This is a genomic window from Nonomuraea sp. NPDC003560 (assembly GCF_042878785.1).
Classification (GTDB): Bacteria; Actinomycetota; Actinomycetes; order Streptosporangiales; family Streptosporangiaceae; genus Nonomuraea.
In genome coordinates, this window is record NZ_JBIAOF010000021.1 from 20,775 (window position 1) to 40,522 (window position 19,748).

General features: G+C 72.3%; 22 protein-coding genes. 9 read left to right on the plus strand and 13 right to left on the minus strand.

The window, feature by feature from the left end; translation table 11 throughout:
• Nucleotides 1-9 precede the first annotated feature (9 nt).
• The 3 genes from ACFYUV_RS48830 to vanY-N all read right to left on the minus strand — a co-directional run bounded on the left by ACFYUV_RS48830 (nt 10) and on the right by vanY-N (nt 4,977).
• The gene (locus ACFYUV_RS48830; protein ID WP_387682481.1) at nt 10-795 is read right to left on the minus strand and encodes a LuxR C-terminal-related transcriptional regulator; all 786 of its coding nucleotides are present in this window, start codon (nt 793-795) and stop codon (nt 10-12) included.
• 126 nt (nt 796-921) lie between these two features.
• Nucleotides 922-4,170, minus strand: a complete 3,249-nt coding sequence (locus tag ACFYUV_RS48835; RefSeq protein ID WP_387682484.1) for a BTAD domain-containing putative transcriptional regulator — start codon at nt 4,168-4,170, stop codon at nt 922-924.
• Nucleotides 4,171-4,404: 234 nt separating this feature from the next.
• Nucleotides 4,405-4,977, minus strand: coding sequence for a D,D-peptidase/D,D-carboxypeptidase VanY-N (vanY-N, locus tag ACFYUV_RS48840; RefSeq protein WP_387682487.1), 573 nt, complete (start codon nt 4,975-4,977; stop codon nt 4,405-4,407).
• A 191-nt stretch (nt 4,978-5,168) separates the two neighbouring features.
• Here vanY-N and ACFYUV_RS48845 point away from each other — a divergent pair, with 191 nt between their 5' ends.
• The 3 genes from ACFYUV_RS48845 to ACFYUV_RS48855 are packed head-to-tail and all read left to right on the plus strand — an operon-like array spanning nt 5,169 to nt 7,844.
• Nucleotides 5,169-5,843 (plus strand): response regulator transcription factor, encoded by a 675-nt coding sequence (locus ACFYUV_RS48845; protein ID WP_358302179.1) that lies wholly within the window; start codon nt 5,169-5,171, stop codon nt 5,841-5,843.
• A 7-nt stretch (nt 5,844-5,850) separates the two neighbouring features.
• Nucleotides 5,851-7,371 (plus strand): ATP-binding protein, encoded by a 1,521-nt coding sequence (locus ACFYUV_RS48850; RefSeq protein WP_387682490.1) that lies wholly within the window; start codon nt 5,851-5,853, stop codon nt 7,369-7,371.
• The gene (locus tag ACFYUV_RS48855; RefSeq protein ID WP_387682493.1) at nt 7,368-7,844 is read left to right on the plus strand and encodes a hypothetical protein; all 477 of its coding nucleotides are present in this window, start codon (nt 7,368-7,370) and stop codon (nt 7,842-7,844) included. The genes ACFYUV_RS48850 and ACFYUV_RS48855 overlap by 4 nt, the downstream gene beginning before the upstream one ends.
• Before the next feature lie 78 nt (nt 7,845-7,922).
• Here ACFYUV_RS48855 and ACFYUV_RS48860 read toward each other — a convergent pair whose 3' ends face one another.
• From ACFYUV_RS48860 to ACFYUV_RS48870, 3 genes are read right to left on the minus strand one after another with little or no spacing between them, the layout of a single operon-like run.
• Nucleotides 7,923-8,333 (minus strand): DUF2871 domain-containing protein, encoded by a 411-nt coding sequence (locus ACFYUV_RS48860; RefSeq protein WP_387682495.1) that lies wholly within the window; start codon nt 8,331-8,333, stop codon nt 7,923-7,925.
• 59 nt (nt 8,334-8,392) lie between these two features.
• Nucleotides 8,393-8,881 carry a sigma-70 family RNA polymerase sigma factor gene (locus ACFYUV_RS48865; RefSeq protein WP_357986656.1) on the minus strand — a complete coding sequence of 163 codons (489 nt, stop codon included), beginning with the start codon at nt 8,879-8,881 and terminating at the stop codon, nt 8,393-8,395.
• Nucleotides 8,878-9,441 (minus strand): hypothetical protein, encoded by a 564-nt coding sequence (locus ACFYUV_RS48870; protein WP_387682499.1) that lies wholly within the window; start codon nt 9,439-9,441, stop codon nt 8,878-8,880. The genes ACFYUV_RS48865 and ACFYUV_RS48870 overlap by 4 nt, the downstream gene beginning before the upstream one ends.
• Before the next feature lie 72 nt (nt 9,442-9,513).
• On the opposite strand from ACFYUV_RS48870, the gene ACFYUV_RS48875 reads away from it, so the two are divergent.
• Nucleotides 9,514-9,948, plus strand: a complete 435-nt coding sequence (locus ACFYUV_RS48875; protein WP_387682502.1) for a DUF3995 domain-containing protein — start codon at nt 9,514-9,516, stop codon at nt 9,946-9,948.
• Here the strand turns inward: ACFYUV_RS48875 and ACFYUV_RS48880 are convergent.
• On the minus strand, nt 9,945-10,577 hold the full coding sequence (locus ACFYUV_RS48880; RefSeq protein WP_387682505.1) for a TetR/AcrR family transcriptional regulator: 633 nt from the start codon (nt 10,575-10,577) through the stop codon (nt 9,945-9,947). The two genes, ACFYUV_RS48875 and ACFYUV_RS48880, sit on opposite strands and share 4 nt — an antisense overlap.
• Before the next feature lie 60 nt (nt 10,578-10,637).
• Between ACFYUV_RS48880 and ACFYUV_RS48885 the strand changes: the two genes are divergently transcribed.
• The 4 genes from ACFYUV_RS48885 (at nt 10,638) to ACFYUV_RS48900 (ending at nt 13,461) form a co-directional block, all read left to right on the plus strand.
• Complete coding sequence (locus ACFYUV_RS48885; RefSeq protein WP_387682508.1) at nt 10,638-10,928, plus strand: antibiotic biosynthesis monooxygenase; 291 nt, start codon at nt 10,638-10,640, stop codon at nt 10,926-10,928.
• Nucleotides 10,929-10,992: 64 nt separating this feature from the next.
• On the plus strand, nt 10,993-11,910 hold the full coding sequence (locus ACFYUV_RS48890; RefSeq protein ID WP_387682511.1) for an ATP-binding cassette domain-containing protein: 918 nt from the start codon (nt 10,993-10,995) through the stop codon (nt 11,908-11,910).
• Nucleotides 11,900-12,667, plus strand: coding sequence for an ABC transporter permease (locus ACFYUV_RS48895; RefSeq protein ID WP_387682514.1), 768 nt, complete (start codon nt 11,900-11,902; stop codon nt 12,665-12,667). Before ACFYUV_RS48890 ends, ACFYUV_RS48895 begins: the two co-directional genes overlap by 11 nt.
• Nucleotides 12,664-13,461, plus strand: a complete 798-nt coding sequence (locus ACFYUV_RS48900) for an ABC transporter permease (RefSeq protein ID WP_387682517.1) — start codon at nt 12,664-12,666, stop codon at nt 13,459-13,461. Before ACFYUV_RS48895 ends, ACFYUV_RS48900 begins: the two co-directional genes overlap by 4 nt.
• A gap of 44 nt (nt 13,462-13,505) precedes the next feature.
• On the opposite strand, the gene ACFYUV_RS48905 is transcribed toward ACFYUV_RS48900, so the two are convergent.
• Nucleotides 13,506-14,252 (minus strand): hypothetical protein, encoded by a 747-nt coding sequence (locus ACFYUV_RS48905; RefSeq protein ID WP_387682520.1) that lies wholly within the window; start codon nt 14,250-14,252, stop codon nt 13,506-13,508.
• Nucleotides 14,253-14,396: 144 nt separating this feature from the next.
• Between ACFYUV_RS48905 and ACFYUV_RS48910 the strand changes: the two genes are divergently transcribed.
• The gene (locus ACFYUV_RS48910; protein ID WP_387682523.1) at nt 14,397-15,224 is read left to right on the plus strand and encodes a hypothetical protein; all 828 of its coding nucleotides are present in this window, start codon (nt 14,397-14,399) and stop codon (nt 15,222-15,224) included.
• Between the two features lie 8 nt (nt 15,225-15,232).
• On the opposite strand, the gene ACFYUV_RS48915 is transcribed toward ACFYUV_RS48910, so the two are convergent.
• From ACFYUV_RS48915 to ACFYUV_RS48935, 5 genes are all read right to left on the minus strand, one after another.
• Nucleotides 15,233-15,958 carry a hypothetical protein gene (locus ACFYUV_RS48915; protein WP_387682526.1) on the minus strand — a complete coding sequence of 242 codons (726 nt, stop codon included), beginning with the start codon at nt 15,956-15,958 and terminating at the stop codon, nt 15,233-15,235.
• A 252-nt stretch (nt 15,959-16,210) separates the two neighbouring features.
• Complete coding sequence (locus ACFYUV_RS48920) at nt 16,211-17,113, minus strand: alpha/beta fold hydrolase (RefSeq protein ID WP_387682529.1); 903 nt, start codon at nt 17,111-17,113, stop codon at nt 16,211-16,213.
• 97 nt (nt 17,114-17,210) lie between these two features.
• Nucleotides 17,211-18,173: an ankyrin repeat domain-containing protein gene (locus tag ACFYUV_RS48925; protein WP_387682532.1), complete on the minus strand. Its 963-nt coding sequence runs from the start codon at nt 18,171-18,173 to the stop codon at nt 17,211-17,213.
• Between the two features lie 159 nt (nt 18,174-18,332).
• Nucleotides 18,333-19,085, minus strand: coding sequence for an SDR family oxidoreductase (locus tag ACFYUV_RS48930; protein ID WP_387682535.1), 753 nt, complete (start codon nt 19,083-19,085; stop codon nt 18,333-18,335).
• Between the two features lie 14 nt (nt 19,086-19,099).
• Nucleotides 19,100-19,591 (minus strand): carboxymuconolactone decarboxylase family protein, encoded by a 492-nt coding sequence (locus ACFYUV_RS48935; RefSeq protein ID WP_387682538.1) that lies wholly within the window; start codon nt 19,589-19,591, stop codon nt 19,100-19,102.
• Nucleotides 19,592-19,748 lie beyond the last annotated feature (157 nt).

The following is a 19,748-nucleotide window of genomic DNA, read 5'->3' on the forward strand; positions in this document are numbered from 1 at the left end:
GCGTCGCGGTCACACCAGGCGCGCGAGCTCCTGCCGCGAGGCGACGCCGAGCTTCGGATAGGCCTTGTAGAGGTGGTACTCCACGGTCCGGTGACTGAGGAACAGCTGCGCGGCGATGTCGCGGTTGCTCACCCCCGCCGCGGCCAGCCGTACCACCTGGAGCTCCTGCGGGGTGAGCGCCGCCAGCGCGTCGGCGGGCGGCCCCTCGGGCGAGCTCTCCCCGGTGGCGCGCAGCTCGGCCCGGGCACGCCCGGCCCACGGCGCGGCGCCGAGCCGATCGAAGATCTCCAGAGCCGAGCGCAGCGGCGAGCGCGCCTCGGCCCTGCGCCGCGCGCGGCGCAGCCACTCGCCGTACAGCAGCTCGGTGCGGGCGCGTTCGAACGGCCGGCCGCCGCGCCGGTGCAGCCGTACGGCCTGCGCGTAGTGCTCGCCCGCCTCCCCGGCCGGGCCCAGCAGGGCACGGCAGCGCAGCGCGACCGCCTGCGCCCACGGCTGCCGGCCCGCCTCGGCCCACGCCGCGAACCGGGCATAGGCCCCCGCCGCCCGGTCCGCCGCCTCGACCCGGACGGCCGCCTCCACCAGATCCGGCGCGGCCGAGACGGCACTCACCCCGTCGAGCTCACGAAACGCCTGCTCATACCGCCCCGAAGTGAGATGAAACAGTCCCCGATGCACGGGATCGGAACCGTGTTCCGGGCCGCCCTCGATGGCCGCGATCCGGGCGGTGATCGCGGTGAGCTGCCCGATCCGGTGGCTCTGCCCGGTGTCCCTGGCCAGGTCGACGGCCTCGGCCACGGCGCCCCCTGGCGCACCTCACCGGCCCAGGTGAGCCAGGCCGTCACAAACAGCTGACACACGCTCCGACCCCGCGATGGCCCCCTACGACAGCGATCACCTGGCCCGCGTCTGCCGCATCACCCGCTAGAAGGACGCACGACAGGCAATCGCCCGCGACCGGGCCTCAGCAGCCCAATGAGGAGCGTTCCACAGGTCCGCGACGACGGCGGCCCGGGCGAAGTGCGCGGCGGCCTCCGGACGGCCCAGAAAGACGGCCAGCTCACCCAGGGTGTAGGCCACCGGACGCAACGCCATCGACAGACTCTCCGCACCCGCCGGAGGACCATCACGATACGCAAGCAACACCTCGTAAATCTCCTCGGCGGCGTCCCGATCGCCCAAGGCCACGACGGCCATCGCACGCAACGAAGTGAGGAACGTGAAGAAGAAATCCCGACGAATCGGACCGGGAGGCGTGCGAACCTCCCGGGCCTCGACATCCAGCCCATTGGCGTGCAGCGCCAGCGCCAGCAGATCCGACGTCATCGAACCCAGCACGCCGTGCAGAGCACGCACCTCCTCCAGATGCCCACCCAGCGTGCCCTCGTTCAGCCAGATCGCGGCCAACGCCAGCTGAAGAAAACCCACAGCGTGCACCGACCCGATCCGCCGCATCCCCTCGCCGGCCTCCACATAAAGAGCCTCCGCATCAGCGAACCGGCCCTCGACGAGCGCCAGACCCGCCAACGTGATCTCCGCAACCGCGATCGCCTCACGCATCCGATACGCGCGCGCAAGCTCCAGAGCCTCCCCGATCACCCGGCGCATCGTCACAGGATCATTGGCCGCAGCCGCGACACCGGCATGATTGAGCAGCCCAGAGACACGATAAACCGGCAGGTCGTGCTCGACCCCGATCTCCACCAACTCCCGGCACAACCCCACATCACCCAGAACCTCGGCCAAGATCTCCAAAGCCGCCGCCCGCAACCGAGGTTCGGTGGCGAGATCGAGCGCCTCCCGCGCCGCCTCCACCACCGACGGATCATCCTCGCCGACCAACTCGTGCGCATACGCCGACAGCAACCGCGACCGCACCGAAGGAGCCAACTCCCCCTTCAACAGCCCACTCAGACGATCAACCACAGGCCGATCCACCGTGCCGTACGTCCGAGCCTGCCACGGAGTCGGCTCCGTCCACGCCGTGAACGCCGCGATCATCAGATCCACCCGCCCCAACGACTCCGCGTACTCCACAGCCACACGCCGCGTCTCACGGGCCGCAGCAACGGCCCCCGCCCGGATCTGCGCCCGCAACAGCCTGCCGAGCAGCTCCACACGCTCCTCCGGCCCGGCCGAAAGAGCCACCGCATCAGCCAGAAGACCAGCCGCCACATCATGGGCATAACGCGCCTCGGCAAGCTCCGCCGCCCGCACACAATAGCCAACAGCCTTCGGCGAGCCCGCCCGCGCGAAATGATGAGCCAGCGCCGCGACATCGTCGCCCCCCTCAAGAGCGGCGCCGATCCGGGCATGCATCCGGGTGGCACGCAACCCGCTCAGATCAGCGAGAAGCGTGTCCCTCACAAGAGCATGCACAAAACGGACCAGACCCGGACCAGGCTCATCCAGAAGCCCCGCGACGACACCCGCCTCCAACGCATCCAACACCCCGTCCTCGTCCACATCAGCAGCCTTGACCAGGACGTCCACCGAACTCTCCCGGCCCGCCACCGCAGCCAGCCGCAACACCGACACCCCACCCTCCGGCAAACGCGCGAACCGACGACGCAGCACGTCCCGAACCCCCTCGGGAACCTCCGACAACGCCACCAACGCACCCTCACCGCTCAGCAACCGGGCACTCTCCCGCACATAAAACGGATTGCCACCCGTACGCTCCGCGATCCCCGCCACCGTCTCGTCATCGGCCTCGCACTCAGCCCGCACCAGCCGCGCCACGGCCTCCTCGTCCAACCCCGGCAACGCCACACGGACAGGCGCCACCCGCGCCAGAGAGGCCAGCGCCTCACCGAGACGCCCACCCTCCTCCGCACGGTACGCCACCACCACCAGAACCGGCGCCCGCAACCCCACACACCCGCCCAGCAGCTCCAACGTGGCCGCATCCGCCCCATGCAGATCATCCAGCACCACCGCCACCGGACGCTCCGAGGCGACCGCCGCAAGCCACCCCCACACAGCCCGACGCAGACGGAACCGCCCAGCGGTGGCATCACCGTCCACCGGCCCGCCATCAGCCAGCAGCGGCGCCAGATCGCGCGCGAACTCACCAGGAGACGCAGACGCGGCAACAGCGCCCAGCACCTCGGTCCACGCCCACGCAGGCGGCGCACCATCCACCTCCGGACAGCGACCGACGGCCACCAACCACCCCTCACGTTCCAGCCGCCTGCCGAAATGATCCAGCAACGTCGACTTGCCCAGCCCCGCCTCACCAGTGACACAGGCGACACGAACTCCATCGCTCACCGCCTCGGCAGCAGCCGCGACCAACGCCGACACCTGCGCCTCACGCCCGACGAACGACGCACCGATCACCGGAACCGTCCCCTCGGCGGCGGCCACCCGCGGCACCGGCGCGACCGGCGAAGCCGGCGCAGGCACGGTCGCACGCAGCACCTCCATACGCCGAGTGAGAATCGCCTCCTCCAACGCCACCAGCTCAGGACCCGGATCAAGCCCAAGCTCCTCAGCGAAAATGCCACGAGCACGGCGCAGCGTCGCCAACGCGTCCGCCTGACGCCCACTGCTCCACAACGCCAAGGCGTGCAACCGCCACCCCTCCTCACGAAGAGGCTCCTCACGAGTGAGCCGCTCGGCCTCGGCAACCACCACAGCAGGATCACCGACACGCAGACCCGCCGCCACATGCAGCTCGGCCGCCACCGAACGCAGCTCGTTCAACCGCGCCGTCTCGGCCGCCGCCCACGGCTCGTCCGCCACCTCGGCGAACGCCGGCCCCTGCCACAACCCCAGCGCCTCACCCAGCCGAGCCCGCGCGACACCCGCGTCACCGTCCGCACGCGCCCGCCCCAGCAACCCCTCGAACCGCCAGGCATCCACCGCCTCCGACGGCAACCGCAACGCATAACCCGGCGCCGCACTCACCAGCAACCGAGCCGGCGAACGCGGCGGACGCCCAGGCTCCAGCAACCGCCGCAGGTTCGACACGTACGCCTGCAACGACAACAACGCCCGAGCGGGCGCCTCCCCACCCCACAGATCCTCGATCATCCGATCGACCGGCACCACCTGCCCGCGCGCCGCCACCAGCAACGCCAGCACACCCCGCTGCCGCGGCCCGCCCAAAGGAACCGGCTCGCCGCCGACCTCAGCCGCCAGAGCGCCCAGAACCCGGATGAAGACCATGATCTGCACATCGTATGCGGACGTCCCGAATGACCTGCAAACACCCAGGAGCACGCTGAACACACCCCAACTGCGGGCGATCAAGCGAGCACCGGACCCGTACAACGCGTTCCGGGCGAACTACCCGGTGCTCGAAGGTGTTGTTGGTGGATGAGGACGGGCGAAGCCCGTGCCTTTATAGGAGGTGGGATTTGTGAACCAGTCCGTCGCCTTTACAATGTAGATCATATCTGGTCAGCTCCGGCGCCTGTTCTCCTCCGCGTGACCGACCCCGGGGTGGGGCCGTCGGCGCGGGGGTGTGCCGCCGTACTCCGGGTGGTGCTCGAAGTGCCACCACTCGTTGTCGAACATGCGGTAGAGGTCGTAGCGGGCGCCGTGCTCCTCCAGCCAGCGCGCGCCTTCGTGCGGGCGCACGTCCAGGGCGATGCCCTTGACGTGGTTGGACTCCGTCGGCGGCAGGACGAGCATGCGCGCCAGCGCCGGGGAGCCGGTGCGGCGCACCTCCTCCTCGAACATCCGGAGCTGCACGAGCGGATCACGGTATCCCGAGGTGAGGCCGAGCAGCTGGCCGTGACGCCAGAGCGCCTCGGTGCGCGCCGCGGTGAACGCCGCCAGGGCGCCGTCGGTGAGCCCGGTCAGGTCCTCGGCGGGGAAGCGCATCCGTAACGCCCACTGGCAGGCCAGCTCGCGGGCCCGGCCGGGGCGGCGGACGAGCGCCGCGGGCAGCAGGAGCCGCGCGAGCACCAGCGTCACCACGGCGAACAGCCGATCTCGGGGCCGAGCTGGGATGGTGCGTGGTTCGTTCATGACGAACTACGATTGGCGCCGAATATGAGTGGGTCGTCTGCCGAATGTCACCGTTTGTCGACGGCCACCACGCCGGCACCACCGTGACACAACGATGACATGGCGCTGACAGGACGGGGACATCACCGGCCGACAGTGGACGGAGTTGACCGGCGACTGAGGTTACGGAGCGAGCTGTGGTACTCGGCGGCGTGTCGCGAGTGTTGTTGATCGAGGACGACCCGGCCGTGCGGGAGGGCCTTGAGCTGGCCCTGACCCGGCACGGGCATCGGGTGGGCGCCGTGGAGTCCGGCGAGGAGGGGCTGGAGCGGCTGCGCGCCGACCGTCCCGACGTCGTCGTGCTCGATCTGATGTTGCCCGGCATGAACGGGTTCGAGGTCTGCCGCCGCATCCGGGCCATCGGCGAGGTGCCGATCATCATGCTGACCGCGCGCGGCGACGACATCGACGTGGTGGCGGGGCTGGAGGCGGGCGCCGACGACTACGTGGTCAAACCGGTGCAGCCCAGGGTGCTCGAAGCGCGTATCCGCGCCGTGCTCCGGCGGATCGGCCGCGACCAGGCGGAACTGGAGCGGCACGGTGAGCTGACCATCGATCGGGCCGGGCTGGTGGTCACCAAGCGCGGCGCCCCGATCGGGCTCACCCCGGCCGAGCTGCGCCTGCTGCTGGAGCTCTCCGGCACGCCGGGCCGGGTGCACAGCCGCCAGCAACTGCTGGACTCGGTGTGGGAGCACGGGTACTTCGGCGACTCGCGGCTGGTGGACGCGTGCGTGCAGCGGCTCCGCGCGAAGATCGAGGACGACTCGGCCTCCCCCGTCTACGTGCAGACGGTGCGGGGGTTCGGTTACCGGTTCGGGCCGGTGTGAACCGGCGGTGACGCCCGTGCCGAGCCCGGGGCTGCGTGCCCGGCTGTTGTTCGCGTTCGCGCTGCTGTGCGTGGTCACCACGGCGGCGGTGACCGGCGGGCTCTACGTCCAGGCCCGCACCGACATCCTGCAACGGGCCCAGGACGCCGCGCTGCAGGCGACGAGAGCGCGCCTGGAGACGCTCTTCCCGTTGCGCACCCCGGCTCCGGACCGGACCGAGCTCGGCAGGATCGCCGCCACCATGGCCGAGCGGGACAGCTACGCGCTCGCCGTCTACGGCGGGCTGGACGCGCAGGCCGGCCCGCCGTCCGACCGGGCGCCGGGCCTGATGCGGAACCCGCCGCCGGGGAGCGGGGGACGCGACGAGAACGTGCCGGCCCTGGAGGCCGAGGACCTGAGGCCCCAGGCCCTTTCCGTGAGCCTGCGGCGGAAGGTGGCCGAAGGCGAGATGGCCTGGCAACGGGTGGTGCGGGAGGGCAGGCCCTTCCTGATCATCGGCGCGCCGTTGCTGATCACCGAGGGTGACCGGTGGAGGGTGTCCGGCATCGAGATCTACACCACCCGCAGCCTGCTTCCCGAGCAGCGCAGCATCGACTTGCTCGCCAGCCGCGCCTGGCTCAGCGGCGGGGCGGCCATGGCGTTCGCGGTGGTCGTGGCGTTGCTGGCCACCCGCAGCGTGCTGCGCCCGGTGCGCGAGCTCGGCCGGGCGGCCCGCCTGCTGGGCGAGGGCGAGCTGCGGACCAGGGTCGCGGTCCGCGGTTCCGACGAGCTGGCCGACGTGGCGCGCACCTTCAACGACACCGCCGCGGAGCTGGAACGGCACGTCATGCAGCTGCGTGCGATGGAGGCCGACGCCCGCCGGTTCGTGGCCGACGTCTCGCACGAGCTGCGCACCCCCCTGGCCGCGCTCGCCGCCGTCGCCGAGGTCCTCGACGACGAGGCGGCCGAGCTGCCCGAGCCCGCCGGCCGGGCGGCCAAGCTGGTCAGCCAGGAGACGCTCAACCTCACCGCGCTGGTGAACGACCTCATCGAGATCAGCAGGTTCGACTCCGGCGTCGCGGCCCTGTCGCTGAACGAGGTGGACGTGGCCGAGCTGGTGCCCGCGACCCTGCGCGTCCGGGGCTGGTCGGACGCGGTGCGCACCGAGCTTCCCTCCTCGGTGACGGCGAGGCTGGACCCGCGCCGCGTGGACGTCATCCTCGCCAACCTCGTCGGCAACGCCCTGCGGCACGGCGAGCCGCCGGTGTCGGTGCGGTTGTCCGCCGACCCGCAGTGGATCACTGTCGAGGTCCGCGACCACGGTCCGGGGCTGGAGGAGGCGGTGCTGCCGCACGCGTTCGACCGGTTCTACAAGGCCAGCGCGGCGCGGGCCAGGTCCGAGGGCAGCGGCCTGGGCCTGGCCATCGCGCTGGAGAACGCGCGCCTGCACCGGGGCGACCTCACCGTCGCCAACGCCCCCGACGGCGGCGCCCTGTTCACGCTACGCCTGCCACGCAGGACCCCCGAGCAGGACGGAGCAGCCGGATGAGGGCCGCACTCCCCCGCCGCGCGCTCGCCGCGGGTCTCCTGGCGCTGGTCGCGGGCTGCGGCGTGCGTCCCAGCGACGTCATCGCCGTCGGCCAGCCGCCGAAGGGAACCGTCGCGCTGACCACGACGATCATCCTCTACCTGGTGAAGGACGGGCGGCTCAGCGCCGTGACGCGGCCGAGCGCCCGCCCGCTGTTCCGGACCGAGAGGCTCGCGCTGCTGGCGGCCGGGCCCATCGAGAAGGAGCGGGCGCTCGGGCTCAGCACCGAGGTGCCGCCGGAAGCCGATCCGTTCCTGGTGACCGTCAAGGCGCGCGACCGCATGGTGCTGACCCCGTCCGCGCCGGGCGGTGACCTGTCCCCCCTGGCCGTGCAGCAGATCGTGTGCACGGCCGCCGCGTTGCCGGACAGCCCTGCCCGCATCGCCGTCGCGGGGGCACGCACGAGCGTCGACCCCCGCGACTGCCCGGCCTGACCGCCGTCGGCGACGGTCGCCGGCGTCCCGGGCGGCCTGAGCTCCGGCAGGCGAACGGCCGGTGGGACGTGACCGCGGTCAGCTCTTGGCGGGGATGCGCTTGCCGAGGTTGACGAAGAACAGGACCAAACCGACCGTCAGCACGATGTGCCCCAGCCCCGCCATCCCGGTGATCGCCGGGCTGGTCTCGGCGCCCAGCACCGTCTGGGTGCCGTGCACCAGCATCATCGCCACCGTCAGCGCCAGCCCGCCGTTGTAGACCCAGAAGAACCAGGTGAACAGCCTGCCGCCGGCGCTCAGCGTGAACACCTTCTCCAGCACCAGCACGATCAGGAAGAACAGCATGCCGAGAGCGAGCAGGTGGGTGTGCACCACACCGAGCTGGGTGTCGCCGGTGAAGTCGTTGAGCTTGGTGATCTCGCGATAGTAGAGGCCGGTGATGACGCCGACGATCATGTAGATGTGCGCCGCATGGTAGATCTTTCTCACGGTTGAGACCTTAGAGGTTGTTTTGCCACCATTCGTACCGGCGTCCCCGCCGGACGAGCTCAGCCCTGCCAGGCCCGGCGGAAGCTCGCCCGGGCCCGGTGCAGCCGGGACTTGACCGTGCCCGACGGCACCCGCAACATCCGCGCCGCGACGTCCTCCGGCACCCCTTCCAGGTCGCGCAGCACCAGCACCGCCCGATGCTCCGGCGACAGGCGCTCCAGCACGTCCCGAATGTCCACGGCACGCTCGACGTCGTGCGGCGAGGGCACGCCGGCCAGCTCCGCCGGGCTGGACCGCCCGTCGCGCCGGGCGATCCGGACGGCCTCGCGCACGGCTATCGCCCGCGCCCAGCCGAGCAGGGCCTCGGGTTCGCGCAGGTCACGCAGATGCCGGAAGATCGCGATCAGCGCCTCCTGCACGGCGTCCGGCCCGCTGTCCAACGCGATGGGCCCGCAGATCCGGCCCAGGTACGGCGTCAGCTCGGCGAGCAGGTCGTTCATCGCCATCGTGTCGCCCCGCTGGGCGGCGAGCACCCGGGCCGCCGTCACGACGCGCCCCCGGAGTCCCTGGCCGCCGCGCCGCCCGCCGCCCCGCCGGCGTCCCGGGCCGCTTCCACACCCGCGTCCCCACCCGCGTCCCCACCCGCGTCCCCGGCCGTGACCCGGGACGCGAGCCTGGCCAGCGCCTTCTCCCCCGCCGCCCGCACGCCCCACGGCACCAGCGCCGCGCGGCCCGGGACGCGCACCCCGCCCGTCTGCGCGACCAGCGTCCCCTCCGGCACGGCGGTCGCGGCCAGGCCGACGAGCAGGAACCGGCTCTGCATCCAGCACCAGCCCGGCCGCAGGTCGACGTCGAACCGGGCGCGCATGCCGTACCGGCTGCGGGCCCTGGCCACGAGACGGCCGTCGTCCGGGCCCGCGGACTCGACGGTGAGCTGCCGCATGTCGGGTTCGAACGTGCCGAATTCCATCTCCAGATCGCTCACCACGGCCCAGACCGCCGCGAAGGGTGCGGGAATGACGCGCTCGGCGACGGACGCCCCGGGAATGGCCGCGGCCAGCGCGCGCAGGCGGCGTACGGGGTCCAGATCGGCAACAGGCCAGCTCATGTCCATCCAGAGGCGGGAGGGGCGCGAAAGGTTCCATGGAACCATTACGGATTTCGCCGACTCCTGCCTGGCATGAACATTCCACGCCTCGGCGCCCTGACCGCCGCCGTCCTGCTCACCGACGCCGCCGCGCACCTGTACTGGCTGACCGGCCGCACGTGGCCCGCCCGCGACGTCAGCTCCCTCTCCCTGGCGGTGCTGAACTTCGAGGTGCCGTTCACCCCGCGCGTGCTGGTGCCGCTCGTCGTCGTGCTCGGCGCCGGGGCGGCGGCGGTGCTGGTGTGCTCACGCGGTCGTGGCGGCCTGCCCGCCCGCCTGGTCACGGCCGCCGTCGCCGCCGGGACCCTGGTGCGGGCGGCGGCCGGGCTGGTGTGGATCGCCGGCGTCGGCGCGGACACCGGGACCCCGTTCTACTGGCTCAACCTGTTCCTCTACACGCCTGTCTGCGTGTTCATGGCCACGGCGGCGGCCCTGGTCGCCGCCCGCCGCGGCTCCCGGCGGCTCTAGCCGGAGCAGAGCTGGGCGCGCAGGGTGCGGAAGGCCCATTGCTCCCAGCGCTCCCGCGGCCAGCCGCGGCCGTGCACGAACAGCAGGTACAGCTCGGGGCTGAGCAGGCCGTACAGCAGGTCGGCGGCCTCCTGCGCGGACACCCCGGCCCGCGCCCCGGGCTTGCCCACCAGGGCCTTGGCCGCCTCCTGCTGGACGACGTAGCGGGGATCGACGTCGTCCGGCCACAGCGCCGCCACCTCCGGGTCGCCGGCGACCGCCGCCTCCAGGACCTTGCCGATCGGCGCGACGCGCTCCAGGACGGAGCTGGTGCCGGCGACGTAGGCGCGCAGCAGGTCCTGGGCGGTGCCGGCGGCCAGCGCCGCGGCGTACCAGGGCCGGTCCATGGTGGCCACCGGCTCGTCGTCGCCCGCGATCGTGACGTCGACCAGCTCCTTGAGCAGGGCGCGCTTGTTGCCGAAGACGAAGTAGATCGTCTGCACCGCGACCCCGGCCTTCTCGGCCACGTCCTGGAGGTTCGTGGCGCCGTATCCGTCGCGGACGAACAGCTCCGACGCCGCCTCGAGGATGCGCCGGCGCGTCTCCTTCGCCTTCTGGGCCCGCTTGTTCGGCCGCTTGACATCGCTCATGGCTAGAGTCTATCTCTAGATTCAGTCACTAGAAGCCAACTCTAGAGAGAAGGTCTAGCCATGCCGGTCATCAGCGTCACCCGCTTCCAGGCCGATCCCGCGGACGCCGAGGAGGTCCAGGCCCGGCACGCCGCCCTGGTCACCGCCATCAGAGCCACCGCGCCCGGCCTCACCGAGGCCCGCCTCGGCCGCCTGGACGACGACACGTGGGTCGGCGTCTGGCGCTGGAACTCGGCCGCCGCCCTGCGGGCGGCCCGCCAGGCCGCGCCCGGCACCCCCGCGGCCGTCGCGGCGTTCGAGGTGGTCCGCGACGTCACGGCGCAGGACATCGAGGTCCTGGCCGAGCTGTGACGGCCCGCCCCGGCTCCCGGCCGCGAGGCCGCGGGCCGGGGCTTTCCCGAATCGAGGAGATGACATGATCGAAATCGACGCGTTGACCAAGGTGTACGGATCGGCGCAGGTCCGGGCGGTCGACGAGGTGTCCCTGCGCGTCCCCGCCGGGTCGGTCGTCGGGTTCCTGGGCCCCAACGGCGCGGGCAAGACCACGACCATCAAGATGCTGGCCGGGCTGCTGTCCCCCACCTCCGGCCGGGTCCGGCTGGCCGGGTTCGACGTGACCCGGCAGCGCCGGTCCGCGATGGCGTGCTTCGGCGCGGTGCTGGAGGGCTCCCGCAACGTCTACTGGACCCTGTCGGCCTGGCAGAACCTCATGTACTTCGGCCGGCTGAAGGGCCTGCGCAAGGCCCGGGTCGCCGAGCGCGCCGAGGATCTGCTGACCGATCTCGGCCTGTGGGAACGCCGCCACGAGAAGGTGGGCGGCTTCTCCCGGGGCATGCAGCAGAAGGTCGCGATCGCCGTCGCCCTGATCGCCGACCCGCCCGTCGTGCTGCTGGACGAACCGACGCTCGGCCTGGACGTCGAGGCCACCCGCACCGTCCGGAACTGGATCGCCGAGCAGGCCCGCGAGCTGGGCACCACCGTCCTGCTCACCACCCACCAGCTCGACATCGCCCAGGAGCTGTGCGACCGGGTGGCCGTCATGCGCCAGGGGCGGCTCGTGGCCGACCTGCCCACCCGCGAGCTGCTGGCCCGCTTCCGCGAACGCGACCGGTACGAGATCCGCGTCGAGGGAGCCGCGCCTCCCGGCTTCGACGCCGACACCCGTGACGGCGTCACCACCATCCGCGTGCGGGTGAGCGATCCGGCCGAGGTGTACGACGTGGTCAGGCGGCTGCGCGCGCACGGAGCCGTCCTGGAGTCGCTGACGCAGGTCCAGCCCGGCCTGGAGGACGTGTTCCTGGCCCTGGTGAACGAGCCGTCCCATGCTGCCTGACGTCCTGCGCGCCGAGATCGGCAAGGGCCTGCGCGTGCAGCTCGCCCACCCGGCCGGGCACGTCGTCACGCTGCTGATCAGCACCATGATGTATCTCGGTCTGCAATTCGTGCTGGGCCAGGGTGAGCTGCGCCAGGATCTGCTGCCGCCCACCTTGGTCGCGATCGGCGGCTACTGGTTCCTGCAGTACGCCGGCCTGGTGATGGTGGCCGACCTCGTCGAGGAGATCCGCGCCGGGACCTTCGCCCAGTCCCAGATGAGCCCGGCGCCACCGTGGTTGCCGATGTTCGGCCGGCTGCTCACCGCGTCGGTGTTCGGGCTGGCCGTGGCCGCCGTCGCCGCTCTCGTGCCGATGCTCCTGGCGCAGATCGCCGTCCCGTTGCGCTGGGCCGCGCTGCTGCCCGCCGCGCTGCTCGGGGTCGACGCGCTGGCCTTCACCTTCCTGCTGGCCGCCCTCGCCCTGGTCTCACCGGCGGTCGGCGCCCTGCAGTCGTTGTTCACCTCGCTGGTGCTGCTGCTCAACGGTTCGTTCCTGCCGCTGCACCTGTATCCGGACTGGCTGGCCGCGGCGGCCCGGCTGCTGCCCACCACGCTGGGCGTCGAGGCGCTCAACCGGACGCTGTTCGAGGGCGGCACCCTGGCCGGGCTGTGGACCGGCGGCACGCTGCCCTGGCTGCTGGCCCACACCCTCGTCCTCGCCGCCGTGGCCGGCCTGCTGTTCGTCCGCAACCACCGGCGAGCCCTGGAGGCGTCATGACCTTCGTCCGCGGATTCGCCGCCGAAGTCCGCAAGGGGATGATCGGCCTGCTCGCCGGATGGCGCGAGGTCCTCCTGGAGATGATCACCTTCCCGCTGTTCTACCTGCTCGTCGTGCTGTTCATGGGACGCGGGCAGCTGCGCGCCGACCTGCTGCCGCCGGTGTTGCTCGGCATGGTGGCGCTGACGTTCGTCCACGAGCAGGTCAACCGGGTGTTCTGGAGCTACCTGGGCGACATCCGGTCCGGCGTGCTGGAGCAGACCTACCTGACCCCGCTGCCCTCGGCCGCGAGCATCCTCGGCCGCCAGGTGGCCGCCGTGATCGCGGCCGTGCCCGCCGCGCTGGCCGTCCTGGCCACCGGGGTCGCCGCCGTCGCCCTCCAGGGCGGGCGGCTGCCCCTCGACGCGCAGGTGATCGTGCCGCTGGCCGCCATCGTGCTGGGCACCTGCGGGCTCGCGCTCATCCTGTGCGGCCTGTGCCTGGTGTTGCGGCGCATCGAGATCGTCACCCAGCTGTCCGTGGCCCTCTACGCCGTCGCGGGCGGCACCCTGGTCCCGCTGGCGGCCCTGCCCGAACCGGTCGCCTTCCTCAGCCGGCTGGTGGTGCCCATCGCGCCCGGCATCGAGGCGATGCGCGACATCCTGCTCGGCGGGCATTCCCTGGCCGCCCTCCCGACCGGCTGGGGCCTCGGCTGGCTGCTGGCCCAGCCGCTGCTGATCACGGCGGCCGGGGTGGTCCTGTTCCACCGGCTGGAGAACGTCGCCCGCCATCGCGGCACCCTGGCCCGCTCCTGAGGACCCCGCCGCCTGGGCCGGTGGGCCGGGCGGCGGGTGAGCGGTCAGGGGCCGACCCGCCGGACGGTGATCTCGTACTGGTCCACGGCGCCCTCCCACCGGGCCACCAGCGCGCCGCCCTCGTCCCTGGCCGTGCGCATGTCCTGACGGCACAGGGCCAGTTCGTCGGAGCGGGGATCGCAGAACGCGCGCAGGTGCGCCCGGAGCCCGGCGTGCTCCACGGCCGCGACGGCCGCCGCCGTCTCGGGGTCGCCCCCTTCGTACGGCACCAGGCTGTCGAAGCCGTCGCCGATGCCGGTGGCGACGCGGAGGGCGTCGAGGAGCGTGCCGTCCGAGGCGATGGTGGCGCTCGTCACGGACCAGGCCCCGGCCGGCAGGCCGACCCCGTGGCGGGCCGTCAGGCGCGCCAGCTCGGCGCCGCCGACCTGGGGCCAGCGGTCGGAACCGGCGAGCTTGACGGCCGCCAGCTCGTCCCCGAAGTCGGCCGGCAACTCCGCCGCGGCGTCGATCTCGAACAACGACCGGCTCGGGTCGAACCGCAGCTCGGGGTAGCCGACCTCGTCGAGCAGCAGCAGGTTCTCGCTGGAGATCGTCGCGCGGCCGGCGAGGGCGGCCGGCTCCAGCCACGCCGGATCCCTGTTGAAGCCCGTCTCGTCGAGCCAGTTGCCGGTGTAGCAGGCCGCGTACTCGGCCTCGGGGTCGAAGCCGGAGAGCGGATGGCCCAGCAGGACGCCGAAGGCCTGCCTCAGCGACGACTCCCAGTCGTCATCGGTGGTGGGGGCGGACGTCACGTTCGCGCCTTTCGTCAGTGGGGGGATCGTGACGCGCGGCGCGCCCGCCGTCTGGCGTCACTGCTCATGATCAATTGTAGAGTGAGGCATTCGTCCCCCTCCCCCTTCGGGAAGCGTCCTGTGTTACGTCGTCACCGTTCGGCCGTGCCCGCCCTGCTTCTCACCGTTCTGTACGGTGCCGCCCTGACGGTCGCCGCCGTCGTCGCCCTGGTCTCCGGTGAGCTCGGCCCGTTGTGGGGGCTGACGCTGTTCTCGGCCGCGGCCGAAGGCGTCACGGCCACCGGGCCGAACCTGTTCCTCCTGGCCCTGGCCGGGCTGTCCTGGTCCTGGGGGATCTGGCAGATCCTGCGCGGGCCGCCGGCGGGGCCGCCGCCCCCGCGGGACCCCGACACCCTGCGGTTGCGCCTGGCGCTGTACGCCTCGGCGGCCACGACGTTCCTGCTCCACCTCACCGCGTCGATGCAGGCCGACACGACGGTGATCGACTCCGCGGTGATGTGCGTGCTCGTGGTGCTGTTCATGCGGGTGCTGGGCCGCGGCCGGCCGTACATGCGGGGCGCCGGGCTGCTGGGGTACGGCGGGTTCACCGTCATCGGCGTGCTCGGCCTCCTCGGCCGGCCCGTCCCGGAGGGGGGCGAGCTGGTCTGCGGCCTGGCCGGTCTGGTCTGGACGGTGCTGGTCCTGCGGGCCCAGGGCTCCGACGACCGCTGGGGCACGGCGACCGTCGCGTACGGCGTCGCCGCCCTGGTGACGCCGCTGATCCTGGTGCTGGCGGCGTTGCCGTTCGCCGGCGGGGAAGGCGCGGCCGGGGCTCTCGGCGTGGTGTCGAGCGTCCTGATGATGATCTGGCTGGCCCGCTCCGCCCACGACCTTGCCGCCCCGCGCCGCCCCGCGCCGCCGACCGGCCCGACCGGCCCCCGAGGCCACGCCGGAGGCCTGAGCTCGGGGCGAGCCGGTGAACCGAGCCGGTGAACCGGGGCTCAGCGTCTGCGCTGCCTGGTCCTCTCGGTCCTGTCGGCCGCGGAGGTCCCCCGCGGCAACGACGGCCTGGCCAGGGGCGCCAGCGCCGGCCCCTGCCACTGCCGGGGCCGCGGCCGCGCCGCCCCCGACCCCGTTCCCTTGTCGTCGTCGGGATTCCCGCCGTCGATGGACAGGATGCGGCCCCTGAACTTGGGGTGCCTGGTCTCCCAGTACCGCCAGCCCTCCACCCTGGACGGCACGTTGGCTATCCCCGAGCCGACCTCGAACTGCTTGCAGGTGCCGAGGACCGACCAAGCCGACCAGCCGATGCGGTAGCCGAAAACGCGGTACCACATATTGCCGTACATCCCTTTAGTGATAGTCCGGCTGTATTCATGGCCGGTGAAGACCATATGCCGCTCTTCGAGGTGTGGCACGCCCATCTTGCGCAGGTTACGCACCAGATCTCCGGTCGTGATCGAGAACTGCTGCTCGTTCTCCGTCTCCCGGAACGCCCTCACCTCGTATTCCCGGGTCACCGTCACCGTGATGGTGCCGCCGGGGCCGTCAATGTAGCGGGTACGGGGAATGAAGAAGTTCCTCGGCGAGAGCGAACGGATTTTGAAGAAGGTGTGCGGGTCGCACCGCCCGTCGCCGTCCGCGTGCGCGGCCAGGGTCATGGCGGGGGTCACGGCGGGGATCATGGCCAGGACGAGGGCCGTCGAGAGCGAGCCGCGCACGGCCACTCGTGTCATGCTCCGCCCAAGACGAGGCGCCGCCGGCCGGGTGGGGTTGCTGAGGGCATTTGCTCGTATTTTGGGTGAGAACATGTACCGTTCCTTTCGGAATGCAGCCCGTAGTCGCTATCCGAACCCATAGACCGGAATGCGGCCCTTCCGCACGCCGATCAGGGCATCTGGACCGGTACGATGTTTACACTTGCCACGAATCACTCATCGACGCCACACCGAAACCGCATTCCCGGTGACCGGCAAGATTCAGTTGTCGGAATGCCATGGCTCAGGGGCATCGCTCAGCGAAATCGTTCCCTCGGACCCCGGGACGCGCGACCGCGTGAAGGCCCGGATCCGTTCGGCGACGACCTCGGGGGCGTTCAGGTCGGGGGCGTTGTGGTCGAGCCCGGCGATGATCTCGTGCCGGGCGTCGGGCATGAGGCGGGCCAGGCGAGCCGGCACATCGGTGAGGTAACCGGGGGACCTGTCGCCGCCGAGCAGCAGCGCCGGGGAGCCGACGGCGGCGTACCTGGCGCCGTCGGAGTCCAGGCGGACGATCTCGCCGATCTCGGCGGGGGTGGTCGCCATCATCGCCCGCGTGTCGCGCCCCTCCGCCCCGCGCAGCATCAGGAACGCCAGCGCGCGGAACACAGGCGCCGGCGCGTCGCCGACCGGAACAAGGCGGGTGGCCTTGAGGAAGGCCGCCATCGCCGCGGTGTGCCTGCCCTGCGCCAGCAGCCGCTCGAACGCCGGCAGCCAGCCGGCGGGGAAGGAGCCGTCGATGCTGACGCCCGGTTCGTAGACCATGAGCGCGGCCACCCTGCGCCGCAACCCGAGGTGCAGGGCGACGAGACCGCCGTAGCTGTGGCCGAAGACCAGGCGCGCGCCCGTGCGGTCCATGACGGCCAGCGCGTCGTCGACCTCGGTGTCCACGCCGTACGCCGGGCCCTGCGGGCCGCTGCCGCCGCGTCCGCGCCGTTCGATCACGTGCACGCTGTGCGTGCCGGACAGTGCTCGCGCCAGCGCCCCGTAGTGGTGGGCGCGCCGGTTGTTCCCGGGGATCACCAGCAGCCCCGGCCCCCGCCCCGCGCTGAGCACGGCGATCGTCGTGCCGTCCTTCGAGGTCACGTCCGCGCTGCGCCACCGCATCGACTTCTTGCCGCCCATCACGCCCTGCCTTCACGTCGGTGGAGACAGCAGCCTGGCCGCCGGGGCTGTCACCCGGCTGGCAGGACGCTGGCACCGGCGCCCGGGAGGAGAACGCTCAGGCCCAGTAGTCGCCGTCGGGCAACCGCAGGTACGTGTCCGGTTCCGTGAGCGAGCGGGCGTCGGCCGGGCGCAGCCCCGCGCCGGCGAAGCAGTACGCCTCGGCGCACCCGTCGTACAGGTACGTGCGCAGGATCTCCTCCGGCGAGTCCTCCGGGGAGGCGTCGCCGCCGCCCGGATGGGTGTCCCATTCCTCGGCCTCGCCGTCGCGGTAGACCCTGCCCTGGTTGCCGCTCTTGGGATTGGCGTACATGCCGTAGGCGACCGTGCCCGCCGACAGCGCCTTCATGACGCCGGGCGTGGCGGCCATGTACCCCCACTCCTGGAAGACGACGCAGCCGCCCGGCACGTCGGTGACGCCGACGAACCGCAGCGCGTCGTCCTCGAACGGATCCTCCTCGACCTCTTCGAGCTCCTCCTCCGTGGCGGGTTCGGCGGCAAGCCGGCGCGCCGCCTCCGCCGCGCTGACACCGCGCACGCACGTCAGGCTGAAGCCGTCGCCGTCGAGGCCCTCCAGAACGCCGACCAGGCGCGCGGCCTCCGCCACGGCCGCCGTCTCGGCCTCGGTGAGCCGGGCGTGGCCGGGCGGGAACGGGAAGAACAGGCCGGGCGTCGGACCGGCCAGGCTGAGCCGGCCGGGCGACCAGCCGCCCATCATCGGCCGCCACGGGTCGGCTCCGGCGGCGACCAGCGCACGGGCGTTGTCCGGCTGGTCATGGAAGACCGCCTCCCAGAGCGCGGTGCGGCCCTCGCACTCGGCGTCGACGTCGGCGACCCGGGCGGCCAGCTCGGCGACCACCTCCGGCGAACCGCGCTCGGCGGCGACGTGCAGGGGACGCTCGTCGAAGTACGCGCCTTCGTCGGGGTCGGCGCCCGCGGCCAGCCTGGCGCGGACCAGAGGGAGGTTCCTCCAGCCGTCCCACCCCAGATCGGACCAGCCGGGGGTTTCCTGTGCGGTCATGACAGCTCCTTCAAGATCCGTTATGCGGAGACGAGCGGTGTCATCATGGCGCAGGGCACGGACAATTTTCGAAGATCATCCAGACGGCGACCTTCCGGGACGCCCGCACAGGGAACCCCTTGCCCCCGGCGTCCCACCGAGGACAAGGGCGGGGCCGGATCAGGGCTGGGCGTCCAGCCACTCCCGGAAGGTCGGGCCGGCGAGCCTGGCGTGCGGGCCGGGCAGGAACGCGCCGGCGGCGGCCAGATCGGCATCGGGCACGCCCGCGCCGTCGACGCCCACGACCTTGACACCCCGGCGGGCGCCCAGGAGCCGGGCCGCCTCCGCCAGCGTCTCCCTGCGCGGACCGGCGATCTCGGGGATCGGCGTGCCGGGCACGGTCGCGGCGACGGCCAGGTCGACCAGCTCCTCGGCCACGACGCGGCAGGCCACGAGCTGGGTGGGCAGCTCCGGGACATAGGCCACGTCACCGGGCTGCCAGTCCAGCAGCTGCGCCACGAACTCGTGGAACTGCGCCGCCCGCAGCACGCGGACGGGAAGCGGCCCGGCCGGCAGCAGCTCCTCGTGCACCCTCTTGGCGGCCAGGAAACCAGCAGTGGCCTTGTCGGCCCCGATGATGGAGGCCACGACGATCCGCGCGACCCCCGCCCGGCGGCCGTACTCGTGCAGGTTGCGGGCCGAGGCGCGGAAGAACTCCGTCGCCGCCTCCTGGTCGGAGGAGTGCCAGGAGGCGACGTCGATGACGACCTGCGCCCCCGTCAGCGCCTCGGCGAGGCCCTGACCGGTGACGACGTCCACGCCGGTGGCGCGGGACATCGGCACGACCCGGTGGCCCCTCTCGGTCAGGACGTCGACGACGTGGCGGCCCAGCCGGCCGGTCGCCCCGGCCACCGCGAACGTGGTGATGCTCATGTCAGGCGCCTTTCTCACTCGCTGTAGTTCCGGCCGGGCGGCATGCCGGGGATCGGCTTGGCGATGAGGGCCGCCGGGGTGAAGAAGCCGATGTGGGCGATCGCCATGACCAGCGACCACATCGCCCTGTCGTCGTACAGCGCCGACGCCCTGGCGTACAGCTCGTCGCTGACGCGCTCCCCCGACGGGTTCGGCGTGAGGACCGCCTCCACCAGCTCCAGCGCGACGCGTTCCGCCTCGGTGAAACAGGTGGCGTCCCGCCAGGTGGCCACGGCGGTGATGCGCTCCTCCGGCTCCCCCAGCCCGCGCAGGCCGGCGGTCTCCCTGACGGTGAAGTACGTGCTGCCCAGCAGCTGCCCGGCGCGCAGCTGCAGCAGCGCGATGGTCACCGGGGGGATCACCCCGTTCCGCAGGGCCTTGTGCAGCCCCTCGCCGACCACCGCCAGCTCGGGGAGAAAAGGGAGGGGGTTGGGCATACGCGACCGCCGGCCGGTCGTCGTGGACATGGACATGAGGAAGACTTCCCTTCGCGTTCTCGACTCGTCGTCGCGCCGCGCGGATCGTCCGCGCGGCGTCCTGACGACCACGAGACGCCGCCGCCCCGGCCCCCGTAACACCGGCGCCCCTGTGACGTAGGCCACCGGCCGGACGTGTTACGCGGCG